Source organism: Streptomyces sp. NPDC047130 (assembly GCF_040643475.1).
Taxonomy (GTDB): Bacteria; Actinomycetota; Actinomycetes; order Streptomycetales; family Streptomycetaceae; genus Streptomyces.
In genome coordinates this window covers 36494-49081 of sequence record NZ_JBEYUK010000032.1, presented here as the reverse complement: position 1 = coordinate 49081, position 12588 = coordinate 36494, and the positions used below count along the sequence as shown (strand labels likewise).

At 73.5% G+C, this 12588-nt stretch carries 10 protein-coding genes; 8 read left to right on the top strand and 2 right to left on the bottom strand.

The window, feature by feature from the left end:
* Window positions 1-78: 78 nt before the first annotated feature.
* From ABZ836_RS27415 to ABZ836_RS27400, 4 genes are all read left to right on the top strand, one after another.
* Complete coding sequence (locus ABZ836_RS27415) at window positions 79-1413, top strand: sugar ABC transporter substrate-binding protein (protein ID WP_361146497.1); 1335 nt, start codon at window positions 79-81, stop codon at window positions 1411-1413.
* A 212-nt stretch (window positions 1414-1625) separates the two neighbouring features.
* Window positions 1626-2450 carry a rhamnogalacturonan acetylesterase gene (locus tag ABZ836_RS27410; protein ID WP_356139220.1) on the top strand — a complete coding sequence of 275 codons (825 nt, stop codon included), beginning with the start codon at window positions 1626-1628 and terminating at the stop codon, window positions 2448-2450.
* A 47-nt stretch (window positions 2451-2497) separates the two neighbouring features.
* Window positions 2498-3868 (top strand): pectate lyase, encoded by a 1371-nt coding sequence (locus ABZ836_RS27405; protein WP_361146494.1) that lies wholly within the window; start codon window positions 2498-2500, stop codon window positions 3866-3868.
* Between the two features lie 474 nt (window positions 3869-4342).
* Entirely contained in the window at window positions 4343-5500 is a 1158-nt protein-coding gene (locus ABZ836_RS27400) for a pectinesterase family protein (protein WP_361146491.1), read from the top strand.
* Window positions 5501-5510: 10 nt separating this feature from the next.
* Here the strand turns inward: ABZ836_RS27400 and ABZ836_RS27395 are convergent, their stop codons facing one another.
* On the bottom strand, window positions 5511-6281 hold the full coding sequence (locus ABZ836_RS27395; RefSeq protein WP_356138646.1) for an IclR family transcriptional regulator: 771 nt from the start codon (window positions 6279-6281) through the stop codon (window positions 5511-5513).
* Window positions 6282-6424: 143 nt separating this feature from the next.
* On the opposite strand from ABZ836_RS27395, the gene ABZ836_RS27390 reads away from it, so the two are divergent.
* Complete coding sequence (locus tag ABZ836_RS27390) at window positions 6425-8032, top strand: aldehyde dehydrogenase (NADP(+)) (RefSeq protein WP_361146488.1); 1608 nt, start codon at window positions 6425-6427, stop codon at window positions 8030-8032.
* Window positions 8033-8288: 256 nt separating this feature from the next.
* Here ABZ836_RS27390 and ABZ836_RS27385 read toward each other — a convergent pair whose 3' ends face one another.
* Window positions 8289-9851, bottom strand: coding sequence for a sodium:solute symporter family protein (locus tag ABZ836_RS27385; RefSeq protein ID WP_361146485.1), 1563 nt, complete (start codon window positions 9849-9851; stop codon window positions 8289-8291).
* 260 nt (window positions 9852-10111) lie between these two features.
* Here ABZ836_RS27385 and ABZ836_RS27380 point away from each other — a divergent pair, with 260 nt between their 5' ends.
* The 3 genes from ABZ836_RS27380 to ABZ836_RS27370 all read left to right on the top strand — a co-directional run bounded on the left by ABZ836_RS27380 (window position 10112) and on the right by ABZ836_RS27370 (window position 12461).
* Complete coding sequence (locus ABZ836_RS27380; protein WP_356138640.1) at window positions 10112-10549, top strand: hypothetical protein; 438 nt, start codon at window positions 10112-10114, stop codon at window positions 10547-10549.
* Between the two features lie 435 nt (window positions 10550-10984).
* Window positions 10985-11665, top strand: coding sequence for a DUF429 domain-containing protein (locus tag ABZ836_RS27375; RefSeq protein ID WP_361146482.1), 681 nt, complete (start codon window positions 10985-10987; stop codon window positions 11663-11665).
* Between the two features lie 106 nt (window positions 11666-11771).
* Window positions 11772-12461, top strand: a complete 690-nt coding sequence (locus ABZ836_RS27370; protein ID WP_361146479.1) for a TetR/AcrR family transcriptional regulator — start codon at window positions 11772-11774, stop codon at window positions 12459-12461.
* The last annotated feature ends 127 nt before the right edge of the window (window positions 12462-12588 follow it).

Here is a 12588-nt window from a genome sequence, read left to right as displayed (position 1 = left end):
ACCACGGGACCCCCCAGCACCACCCGAGCACCACCGGAGCACCACCGAGTATCCCGACCCACGAGAGAAGAGCCGACCATGAGGACGACGATCCACCGGAACCGGAGAGCGACGGCAGCCGTGGCGCTGACCGCGGTGCTCGCCCTGACGGCCACCGCCTGCGGAGACGACGGCAGCGCCGGCGCCGGCGGCGAGGGCTCCGGCAAGGGCACGATCACCTTCTGGGACAACAACGGCGGTGTCCGCACCCCCGTCTGGACCAAGATCATCGCCGAGTTCGAGAAGAAGAACCCGGACATCGACGTCAAGTACGTGCCGATTCCGATCACCGACGTGCAGTCCAAGTACGACACCGCCATCGCCGGCGGCGGCCTGCCCGACGTCGGCGGCGTCGGCACCGCCTACCTGGCCAACATGGTGGCGCAGGGCGCCCTGGAGCCGGTCGGCGACCGGATCGAGGGCAGCGCGCTCAAGGGCAAGCTGTCCGAGCAGATGGCCGAGAGCGTGCGGTCGGCGGGCGGCCGGGGCGACGAGATGTACTCCGTGCCGACCAGCGCCAACCAGGGCACCCTCTGGTACCGCACCGACCTGTTCGAGGCGGCCGGCGTCGAGCCGCCCACCACCTGGGACGCCTTCTACGAGTCCGCCGAGAAGCTCACCGACGCCAAGAGCAACGAGTTCGGCTTCACCATCCGCGGCGGCGCCGGCTCCGTCGCCCAGGCGCTCGACATGATGTACGCCCAGTCCGGCATCGACTCCTTCTGGAACGGCGACAGGACCACCGTCAACGACCCGAAGAACGTCGAGGCGCTGGAGAAGTACGTCGGCCTCTACAAGAAGGCCACGCCCGAGGCCGACCTGAACAACGACTTCGCCAAGATGGTCGCCCAGTTCGGGCAGGGCAAGATCGGCATGCTCCTGCACAACCTGGGCTCCTACCCCGACCACGTGAAGGCGTTCGGCGCGGACAAGATCAAGGGCATCCCGCTGCCCCCGTCCGCCGAGGGCAGCCCGCGCACCATCGTCTCCAACCCGGTCGACGGCCTGGGCCTGTTCAAGAGCAGCAAGAACAAGACGGCGGCCTGGAAGTTCATCGAGTTCGCCGCGTCCCACGAGATGAACAGTCTCTGGAACGAGGAGGCCGGCTCCATCCCGGCCAACACCGACGCGTCCGGTGACGCCTGGATCGCCGAGGCCGAGCCGGTCAAGGCGGCGATGGAGTCCCTCAACGACCCGGGCACCAAGGTCGTCCAGCTCCCGTACTACCTGCCCGACTGGAACAGCATCAGCAAGGCCGACAGCGAGCCGGACTTCCAGAAGCTGCTGCTCGGCGAGATGAGCGCCAAGGAGTTCGCCGACAAGCTGGCCGACAAGTTCAACGCGGCCCAGGAGGAGTGGAAGCAGCAGCAGTGACCACCGCGGCGGCGGGCCTCACCACCCGCCGCCGTCCCGCCGCGGCACCTCCGCCGCGGCACGTGCCGCCGCTGTACGCCCGGGCGCGGACACCGCCCGCGCTCGGGCGCCGCGGCCGGCCCCGTTCCGCCGGTCGCACCCACCTCTTCGCGCACTCCCGAACTCCCGAACTCCCGTGCTGTGGCGCCCGGGAGAAGGAAGGCGGTCCGCACATGCCGATGACCCGCAGACACCTGACGGCGGCCGTCGCCGGGCTCGCGATCACCGCCGCACCGGTCCCCGCCCTGGCCGCGGACCGGTCCGGCGACGGCCCACGCCGCCGTGCCGTCCACATCGCGGGCGACTCGACCGCCGCACGGAAGACGGCCGACGCGGCGCCGGAGACCGGCTGGGGCATGGCCCTGCCGTTCTTCCTCACCCCGCACCTGACCGTCGCCAACCACGCGGTCAACGGCCGCAGTTCCCGCAGCTTCGTCGAGGAGGGGCGGCTGGACGCGATCGCCCGCGTCCTGCGCCCCGGCGACCTCCTCCTCGTCCAGTTCGGACACAACGACGCCAAGGACGACGAGCGGCACACCGACCCCTGGACCTCCTACCAGGACCACCTCCGGCTGTACCTGAGGGCGGCCCGGGACCACGGCGCGCTGCCCGTGCTGCTGACCTCCGTCGAACGCCGGCGGTTCGACGCGTCCGGCGCCGCCGTGCCCACCCACGGGGAGTACCCGGCGGCCGTGCGGGCGCTGGCCGCGGCGGAGGACGTGCCGCTGGTCGACGTCCAGGCCGTGAGCCTCGCCCGCTGGCGGGAACTGGGCCCGGCCGGCACCGAGGAACTGTTCCTGTGGCTCGAGCCCGGCGAGGCGCCGGCCTACCCGGACGGCGTGCGGGACAACACCCACTTCCGCCCGGCCGGCGCGATCGAGGTGGCCCGCACGGTGGCCCGCGGGCTGCGCGAACGCGCGGTGCTCGCCCCGGCCGACACCCGGCGGCTCGACGACCCGGTGTCCCCCGACCGGATCACCTGGCCGCCCTCCCTCTGAACGCACCGCCCCATCTCCCTCACCCTTCGTCTCCCCGAGGAGCCGCAATGCGCAGACAGCTGGGTCAAGCACGCCTCGTCAGAACCGCCGTCGTCGGCTGCACCGCGCTGGCGCTGGCCGTGACGTCGGCGGGCGCCGTCCACGCGTCCGCCGCCGACCGGGCGCCGGCCGGCCGTGCGCCCGCCGACCCCGCCCGCCAGGTCCTCCCGCACAACGACGGCTGGGCCGCGGCCGACGGAGGCACCACCGGCGGCGCCGCCGCCGACGCGGCCCACGTCTACACGGTCGACACCTGGGCCGAGCTCAAGGCCGCCGTCGGCAACGGCGACGGCACCCCCCGCATCATCCGCGTCGCCGGCACCCTCGACGCCAACAGCGACGCCACCGGCGCCCCGCTGAGCTGCGACGACTACGCCACCGGCGGCTACAGCCTGGAGGGCTACCTCGCCGCGTACGACCCGGCCACCTGGGGCGACGCCGAGCCGTCCGGGCCGATGGAGGAGGCGCGGGTGGCCTCCGCCCGCCGCCAGGCGGCGCAGATCCGGCTCGACCTCGGACCGAACACCACCCTGGTCGGCATCGGCCGGAACGCCCGCCTGCTGGGCGCCAACGTCCAGGTCCGCGGCGTGGACAACGTCATCGTCCGCAACCTCACGTTCGAGGACACCTTCGACTGCTTCCCGCAGTGGGACCCGACCGACGGCGCCGAAGGCGCCTGGAACTCCGAGTACGACAGCCTGGTCGTGTACGGCTCCACCCACGTGTGGGCGGACCACAACACCTTCACCGACGGCCGCCGCCCCGACGACGCCCAGCCCCGCCACTACGGTCAGCTCTACCAGCAGCACGACGGGCAGCTCGACGTGGTGCGCGGCGCCGACCTCGTCACCCTCTCCTGGAACGTCTTCGCCGACCACAGCAAGACCATCCTGATCGGCAACAGCGACAGCGCGGGCGCCACCGACCGCGGCAAGCTGCGGGTCACCCTGCACCACAACCTGTTCCGGGACGCCGGTGAGCGCGCCCCGCGGGTCCGCTTCGGCCAGGTCGACGTGTACGACAACCACCACGTGGTCAAGGACGCGGACGCGTTCGGCTACGCGTACGGCGTGGGCCGGGAGTCGGCGATCCACGCCGAGAAGAACCACTTCACCCTGCCCGCGTCCGTCCCCGCGAGCGAGGTGCTGCACAAGTGGAGCGAGGCGCCGATCACCGCGGAGGACAACTTCGTCAACGGCGCCGAGGTCGACCTGATCGCGGCCCACAACGCGGCGAACCCGGCCGCGCTCCTGCAGGCCGGCGCCGGCTGGAGCCCGGAGTACCGGGCCCGGGTCGACGAGACCGGTGACGTCCCCGGCTTCGTCGCCCGCTGGGCGGGAGCGGGCCGGCTGCACAAGCCCGAGCCGCGCGAACGCTGACCCTCACCGCGGGCGCCGCGGCACGGGCCCCCGCACGCCGCACGGGGGCCCACCCGCGGCCTGCCCGGCCTGCCCGGCCTGCCCGGCCGGTTCGTCCGGGCCGCGGGGGCTGCTCCGCGCGGGGGCCGGGCCGGGCCGACTCGGCCCGGCCCGGCCCGGTTCGTGTGCGTTGCGGCGCCCGTGCCTCCCGTACGACGGCCGGTGCGGTGTCCCGCGCGGAGACACCCGGCCTGCCCTGTCGGCGCATCGGCCTGTCGGCAGCCGGCGCGGTCCGCGCGGGCTGTGGGCTCCGCCCGCGCACGTCGCCACTGGGCCCGTCGCGTGCCGGAACCCGTGCGCCCGAGGATCCGCCCGGCTCGTGGGGAGGCCCTCGGCCCGCCCACGCCGCCGCGGATCCCCGCCCCCTCCCCGTCCGTCGTCATCCCGTCACCCCGCCACCCCGTCACCCGGGCCCGCATCCCAGGAGGCACCGCCTTGACCGCATCCGCCGCTCCCGGTTCCCGTTCCGCCGTCCCCACGCGCCGTGCCGCGCTGCTCGGCGGCGGTGCCGCCGCCGTCGCCGCGACACTCGGGCCCGGCGCTCCCCACGCCCACGCCGCCGCGGCCCCGCACGCCGCCGCGCCGCACGCCTCGGCCGACCGGACCCGCACCGTCAGGGTCCGCCCGGACGGCACCGGGGACGCCCCCACCGTCCAGGCCGCCGTCGACGCGACCCCCGACCACCCCGACCGCCCGTGGACGGTGCTCCTCGCGCCCGGCACGTACCGCGAGACCGTCTCCGTGCCCGAGAGCAAGACCGGGCTCACCCTGCTGGGCGCCACGGGGGACCCCCGCGACACCGTGATCGTGTACGACAACGCCTCCGGCACGCCGAAGCCGGACGGCAGCGGCACCTTCGGCACCTCCGGCAGCGCCACCGTGACCGCCGCCCCCGACGGCTTCACCGCCCGCCGTCTCACCTTCGCCAACGACTTCCTGCGCGCCGACCACCCGGAGATCACCGCCCAGCAGGCCGTCGCGCTGCGCGTGCTCGGCGACCGCAGCCTCTTCGACCGCTGCCGGTTCCTGGGGCATCAGGACACCCTGCTCACCGACACCCGCCACCGCACCCTCGCCGCCCGGCAGTACTTCCACCACTGCTACGCCGAGGGCGACGTCGACTTCGTCTTCGGCCGGGCCACCGCCGTCCACGCCGGAGGGGTGTTCCACACCCTCGACCGGCCCGTGGACTTCACCCCCTACGGCTTCGTCTTCGCGCCCAGCACGGCCGCGGGAACCCCCCACGGCTTCCTCGCCGTCCGCTGCCGCTTCACCGGCGCGGCCCCGGACGGCGCCTACAAGCTGGCCCGGCCCTGGGTGCCCAGCAGCGACCCCACCGCCCTGCCGCGCCTCGTCGTCCGCGACAGCGCCATGGACGCCGGGATCGACGCCGCGCAGCCGTACGCGAACATGCGCGAGCAGTACCCGTGGCAGAGCTTCCTCTTCCGCGAGTACGCCAACCGCGGCCCCGGCGCCAGGATCCCCGTCCCGGACAACCGCCCCCAGCTGACCGCCGCCGAGGCCGCCGCGCACACCCCCGAGGCGTACCTGGGCGACTGGGACGTGCGGGCCGCCCTGCGGGGAGGGGCGTGACGCAGGGCCGTCAGAGCGTGCGGGTGGCCAGCGTCAGCCGGTCGCGGGCGTCGAACAGCGCGTCCACGATGGACTGTTCGTGGGCCGGGGTCAGCCGCGCGACCGGCACCGAGCAGCTGATCGCGTCCCGGGCCGGCGTCCGGTAGGGGACCGCGATGCCGAAGCAGCGCAGCCCCAGCGTGTTCTCCTCCCGGTCCACCGCGTACCCCTGCTCGCGCACCTGGTGCAGCTCCTCGATCAGCCGCTCGCGGTCGGTGATGGTGTGCTCGGTCAGCGCCGGCAGGGTCTCCGGCAGCAGCTTGCGCACCTCCTCGTCGCTGCGGGTGGCCAGCAGCGCCTTGCCCAGCGAGGTGGAGTGCGCCGGCAGGCGGCGGCCGACCCGGGTGAAGGGCCGCAGGTAGTGCTGCGACTGACGCGTCGACAGGTACACCACGTTGGTGCCGTCGAGACGGGCCAGGTGGATGGTCTCCGTGGTGTCGTCGGAGAGCCGGTCCAGGGTCGGCCGGGCCGCGGCCACCACCTCGTCGCCGTCGATGTACGAGGTGCCGACCAGCAGCGCCCGCACGCCGATGCCGTAGCGCGTGCCGGTCGCGTCCGTCTCCACCCAGCCCAGCTCGACCAGCGTGCGCAGCAGCATGTACAGGCTGGACTTCGGATACCCGACCGCCTCCTGCACGGCGGCCAGGCTGTGCATCCCCGGCCTCCGGGCGAAGTACTCCAGCAACTCCACGGTCCGCACAGCGGACTTGACCTGTGCCCCACCCGTCTCGGCAGTCGACATGCCCCTTGACCCCTTCGAACGCCCGCAAATAGAGTTCCTGCGATTCACACACAGGAACGTGGTTCAGAATACCGAACGAACCCCGGTCGTCTCCGGCCGTTGCCGCGGACCGGCGCACCGGCAGGAACCGGAGGAACCCCACCGTGACCGCAGCACCAGTCTGGAGCGTCGATCCCCGAACCGGGAAGCGCCGGGCGCAGGTCGCCCAGGAGGCCACGCCCGAGGACGTCGACCGCGCCGTACGCGCAGCGCACGACGCCCGCGCGGCGCTGGCCGAACGCCCCGTGCGGGCCGCCCTGTTGCGCACCGCAGCCCGTCTCCTGGACGAGGCGCGCGACGAGGTGGTGGAGACGGCCGACGCGGAGACCGCCCTCGGAGCGCCCCGCCTGACCGGTGAACTGGCCCGCACCACCGCGCAGTTGCGCGCCTTCGCCGACATCGTCGAGGAGGGCGGCTTCCTCGACGTCCGGATCGACCACGCCGACGACACCCGGACCCCGCCCTGGCCCGACCTGCGGCGCTGGAAGGTGCCGCTCGGCGTCGTCGCCGTCTACAGCGCGAGCAACTTCCCGCTCGCCTTCTCGGTGCCCGGCGGCGACACGGCCAGCGCGCTCGCCGCGGGCTGCCCCGTCGTCGTCAAGGCGCACCCCGACCACCCGGCCACCTCCGAGCTCTGCGCGTCGCTGCTGCGCCGAGCCGCGGCGGAGGAGGGCCTGCCCGAGGACGTCGTCGTCCTCGTCCACGGTTTCGACGCGGGCGTCGCGCTGGTCGGCCACCCGCTGATCGCCGCCGCAGGGTTCACCGGCTCGGTCCGCGGCGGCCGGGCGCTGTACGACGCGGCCGCCGCCCGCCCGGCGCCCATCCCGTTCCACGGCGAACTGGGCAGTCTCAACCCGGTGCTGGTCACCGAGGCGGCCTCGGCCGAGCGGGGCGAGGAGATCGGGGCCGGGCTCGCCGCGTCGATGACCCTGGGCGCCGGGCAGTTCTGCACCAAGCCGGGCTTCGTGCTCGTTCCCGAGGGCGCCCCGGGCGACGGCCTCGTCAAGGCGCTCACCGCGGCGGTGGTCGACGCCGGGGCCGGCGTGATGCTCGACCACCGGATGCGCGACGCGTTCGTCGCGGGCGTCGCCGAGCGCGCCGAACTCCCCGGCGTGCAGGCGCCGGTGCGCCCCGGCCCGGACGGCGACCACCGGGTCGTTCCGGGCTTCCTGACGGTCCCCGCGGACCGGCTGGCCACCGGGGACGCGCACGAGGCGCTGCTCGAGGAGTGCTTCGGCCCGGTCACCGTCGTCGCCCGCTACAGGAACGAGGACGAGGCGGCCGCCGTGCTCGGCCGGCTGCCGGGCAACCTCACCGCCACCCTCCACCTCGGCGCCGACGAGGCATCCGGCGCCGACGGCCGGGGCGCCGCGCTGCTCGAGCGCCTCACCCCGCTGGCCGGACGCGTCCTGGTCGACGGCTGGCCCACCGGTGTCGCCGTCGCCCCCGCCCAGCACCACGGCGGCCCCTACCCGGCCACCACGTCCACCTCCACCTCGGTGGGCGGCACGGCGATCGAGCGCTGGCTGCGGCCCGTCACCTACCAGTCCACGCCGCAGGCCCTGCTGCCGCCGGAACTCCACGACGACAACCCCCTCGGCGTGCCGCGCCACGTCGACGGCCGCCTGGAGCAGGGAGGTTCGCGTCCCGCGCCGCACGCGGGCGCGGACACCGGCACGCCCGCGGACACGGACGGGGCGGCCGGCGCCTGACCCCGCCCCGCTCCCGTGGCCCCCGCGGCCCGGCCCGGATCCCTCCCGGGCCGGGCCGCGGTGCTGTGCGTTCCCTCTCCGGCCGGCCGGCCGGCCGGGCTCCGGCGCTGTGCGCCGGCCTCCCGCACACCGCGGCCGCGGAGCCGCCGCCGCGGAGGACGCGCCGGTGACACCCCCGGGAAGGCCGTGTCGCCCACGCGGCGGCGCCGCCCGCCCCGGGAGGGGGCGGACGGCGCCGAGGGGTGGCACGCGGGGGTCAGCGGGCGATGACCGTCTCCGCGACGGCGTCGCCGTCCGAGGGCGGCGGGTTGCCCTCGAACCGGGCCTCCAGCGCGGCCCGTTCCGCGTCGGTCGGGTCGCTGCCGAGCGAGTCGATCAGGCCGTCCCGCGCCGGGCTGGCCTCGGGGCGCAGGAACCCGACGACCAGGTACAGGGTCAGCGAGGTCAGCACCGGCAGGCCGACGTTCATCGTCTGCGTGGCGTCCTCCACGCCCCAGTACAGGTACGCCCACACCAGCAGGCCGCCCGCCCAGGAGGTGATCGCCGCGAGCGGCCCGTGACGCCGGAACCAGGGCAGCAGACCCAGCATCAGCGGGATGGAGATCGGCCCCATCGTCGCGGCGACCACGCTGACCACCACCGTCATGATGAAGCCGTCGGGATCGGCGAAGAGCGCGAAGGCCATGCTGACCGTGACGAAGGCGACCGTGGTGATCCGGGCGAACAGCAGCTGCCCGGCCTGCGTGAAGCGCCGGACCTTCGGCACCAGCACCGGGGCGAGGTCACGGGTGATGACGGCGGTGATCACGTTGGAGTCGGAGGCCACCATCGCCATCGTGTGGGAGAAGAACCCGGCGAGGAGCAGTCCGATGATGCCGGTCGGCAGCAGCTCCTGGGCGAGCATGATGTACGACTGCTCACCGTCCTCGATGCCCGGCACCACCAACGGCGCGGCGATCATCGGGATGAAGAGGATGAACGGCCACACGATCCACAGGAAGCTGGAGAGCAGCGCCGACCTCTTCGCCCGGGAGCCCGACGGCGCCGCCATGTAGCGCTGCGCCAGGTTCCACATGCCGCCGTTGTACTCGAAGGTCTTCACCAGCAGGAACGCCATGATCAGACCGGAGGTGACCGGGCCGGCCACCGGGTCGCCGTGCCCCTGCGGCAGGTCGTCCCACATGGTCCAGAGGGTGGAGACGCCGTCCAGGTGCGCGAAGAGGGCGAAGAGCATCGCGAATCCGGCGATGCCCTGGATGATGAACTGCCCCAAGTCGGTGAGGACGTCGGCCCACAGCCCGCCGAACGCCATGTAGGCCATGGTGCAGATGCCGGTCAGCGTGATGCCCCACACCAGCGGGATGTCCGCGAAGCCCTGCAGCAGCAGCGCGATCGCGACCCACTTGGCGGCGATGTCCACCACCTTCAGGGCCGCGCCGCTGTAGGCGAGGACCTGCTGGGTGGGCAGGTTGTAGCGGACGGCCAGGTAGGCCAACGGCGAGTTGACGCCGTGCTTGGCGCGCAGCCGGTTCCACCGCGCGGCGAACACGAAGGCGCCGATGCCGATGCCGACGCCGATGGTCAGCGGCCACCAGAAGTAGACGGTGACCCCGTGGTCGTACGCCACCGCCGCGAAGGTGACGAACATGATCGCGCTGTATCCCGACATGTGGTGCGAGATGCCGGAGAGCCACCACGGTATGCGGCCGCGGGCCGTGAAGAAGTCGGCGATCGTGTGGATGCGTTTCCTCGACCAGAGGCCGATACCGACCATCACGAAGAAGTAAGCGCCCAGCACGACCCAGTCCAGTGAGGCCATTCCGGCTCCTCGCGTTCATGAACGTGAATAGCTGACAAGTGGCTGAATGAGCTCCGTCACAGTAGGAGGGCGGTGATGGGCCGTCAATACGCTGCGCAGCGCGAATTCCAGGAGATGGCGCGGGTCCGTCCGGTGGGTGCGCGTTCAGCAGCATGAACGCCTCCCCGTCACGGGGAGGGCGCGGCGCGCGACGGGCCGACGGAGGCGGGAGCGAGGGCCGCGGGGGCCGGTTGTCGGTGGCCGCTGATACAAGTGGGGCCATGCGCGACTTCCGTGACTTCAACTTCAAGCTGCTCGTCGTCGAGAAGCTCATGTACGGCGACGGGACGCTCACCCCGGTCTTCGACCTGCGCGAGCACCTGCGCGCGCGGGGGATCGAGGACCTCGACGCCTACGTGGAGGAGCGCGAGCTCGAGTACACGGTGCTGGACGAGGCCCGTACGTACTTCGAGCAGCTCGACATACCGGCGGAGCTGCTGGCCACGGTCGACAGGCTGGTCTTCGACGGCGGTAACCGGGTCTTCATGCAGTGCGCCCCCGTCTGGGACGGCGAGGACGACCTCTTCGACGTCCGCTCCCTGGAGGACCTGGACCTCCTGCCGAACCTCAGGACCTTCATCGGGGGGCGTGCCCTGGAGCACATGCTTCCCGGCGCCACGCAGATCCTGGAGTCCAGGGGCATCACCCCGCGCCACTAGGGCGCAGGACGGAACGAGGGGCGTGGTGGCGGCAGCCGGCCGTCACCACGCCCCTCACCCGGCGGTCGGCCTCAGCCGAAGAAACCCTCGATGGTCTCTTCGACGACCTCCTCGACGACCTCCTCGGCCGCCTCCTCCACGATCCCCTCGACGAAGTCCCCGAAGATGTCGTCCATGGTCCAAGCCCTTCCTGTCGGCGTGACTGACCCGCAGCACACGTCGGACGGCTGCGGGTCTCCCCGCATCCTTTCAACTCCCTCACGGAGCACGCCAGTTCCGAGTGGATCTTTTTCGCGAGGGGCGTACGGCGGGCCTGCCGCACTCCACTCCACGGCGTCGCGCCGGCGGTCGCACCCGCCGGGCGACGTCCACGCCGCAAGGACGGAAGGCAGGAGGCGGCCGGCGGGAGGGCGAAGGGTGAAGGTGAAGGGTGAGATGAACGTGCTCGGGGTCGACGCCTGCGGGAAGCAGGGGTGGGTCGGCATCAGGCTCACGGACGGGGCGTACGCGGGAAGCGTGGTGGACCTCCGGCTCGACCGGCTGATCGAGCGCGTCGCCGACGCGGACGCCATCGGGGTGGACATGCCGCTGGCGCTGGTCGAGCGAGGCTGGCGCGCCGCGGATCTCGGGGCCAGGGCGCTGCTCGGAGTCCGCCGCAGCAGCGTCTTCCTGGTCGCGCCGAGGGCGGCCTGGCTGGAGGAGGAGTACGGCGCCGCGGCCGACCGCTGCCAGGAGCTCACCGGCAACCGGCTGAGCCACCAGGCGTGGGCGCTGAGGCCGAAGCTGCTGGAGGCGCGGGAGTGCTGGCTCGCCGACGAACGGATCCACGAGGTGCACCCCGAGCTCTCCTTCCGCACCCTGGCGGGCGGAGAGCCGCTGCCCTACGCCAAGAAGACGTGGCGCGGCCAGAACCTGCGCCGCGCCCTGCTGGCCGAGGCGGGCGGCCTCGTGCTGCCCGACGAACTCGGTGAGGCCGACCGCGTTCCGGTGGACGACGTGCTGGACGCCGCCGTGGCGGCGTGGTCGGCGCACCGGATCGCCCGCGGGACGGCGGGGCGGGTGCCGGAGGAGCCCGAGCGCGATGCGGAGGGCCGTCGCGTGGAGATCCGCCACTGAGCGGTTCCAGGGGCTGCCGCGGCGGCGGACCGCGCCCGCCGCGCGTCCAGGACGTTCGGGGACGTTCGAGCCGCTCGTGTGTTCGGTCGGCCGATATCCTGGCGGGATGGTGGACAGAACGGGCGGCGAGGCGCAGAGCGACGGACGCTCCACCCGCTGGGACGAACACAGGGCGCAGCGCCAGGGCGAGCTGGTGGACGGAGCCGTCGCCCTCATCGAGGAGGAGGGCGCGTTCGGGATGGGGCGCCTGGCCCAGCGGCTGGGGCTGCCCCGGTCCGTGCTCTACCGGCACTTCAAGGACCGTGCCTCGCTCGACGAGCTGGTCCGCCGGCGGGTGACGGAGTCCTTCGTGCAGCGCATGCGGCCCACGCTCTCCTTCGACGGAACCATCGAGGAGTCCGTGCACCGCGTGGTGGGCGCGCACCTGGACTGGGTGTTCCAGCACCCGCGCCTGTACTCCTACATGGGCGTCGCGGAGCACTCCATGGGTGACGGGTCCCTGGTGGCGGGCACCAAGACGGCCATCGCGCTGATGCTGGGCGAGCGGTTCGGCGAGGTGCTGAAGACCCTCGGGGTGCCTCAGGCGCCGGTCCGGTCGGTCGCGGTCGGGATCGTGGGGTTCGTGGACACCGCGGTCAACCAGTGGATGCGTGACCCGGCGCGCGAGCAGTCCGAGGAGGAGCTGCGCGCGATGCTGTGCCGCTCGGTCTGGGCGGTGCTGGACGCGGCGCTGCGGGACCTGGGCGTGGTGCTGTCGCCGCAGCAGCGGCTGTCGGATCTCGAAGGGGCTCCCTGACTCCGCCGGCCGGGGCGGGCGGCGGGCCGGTGCGCGGTCCGGCCGGCGGACGGGAAGCGGTGGAGCGGGGACGGCGATGCGGGGCCGGGGTGCGGGGACAGCGGTGCGGGGACAGCGGTGCGGGGAC

Bases quoted from the DNA above. Each gene is read 5' to 3' on its own strand.
- ABZ836_RS27415 (WP_361146497.1), top strand. From the start codon at position 79: ATGAGGACGACGATCCACCGGAACCGGAGAGCGACGGCAGCCGTGGCG.
- ABZ836_RS27405 (WP_361146494.1), top strand. From the start codon at position 2,498: ATGCGCAGACAGCTGGGTCAAGCACGCCTCGTCAGAACCGCCGTCGTC.
- ABZ836_RS27375 (WP_361146482.1), top strand. From the start codon at position 10,985: ATGAACGTGCTCGGGGTCGACGCCTGCGGGAAGCAGGGGTGGGTCGGC.
- ABZ836_RS27385 (WP_361146485.1), bottom strand. From the start codon at position 9,851: ATGGCCTCACTGGACTGGGTCGTGCTGGGCGCTTACTTCTTCGTGATG.
- ABZ836_RS27395 (WP_356138646.1), bottom strand. From the start codon at position 6,281: ATGTCGACTGCCGAGACGGGTGGGGCACAGGTCAAGTCCGCTGTGCGG.
- ABZ836_RS27370 (WP_361146479.1), top strand. From the start codon at position 11,772: ATGGTGGACAGAACGGGCGGCGAGGCGCAGAGCGACGGACGCTCCACC.
- ABZ836_RS27410 (WP_356139220.1), top strand. From the start codon at position 1,626: ATGCCGATGACCCGCAGACACCTGACGGCGGCCGTCGCCGGGCTCGCG.
- ABZ836_RS27380 (WP_356138640.1), top strand. From the start codon at position 10,112: ATGCGCGACTTCCGTGACTTCAACTTCAAGCTGCTCGTCGTCGAGAAG.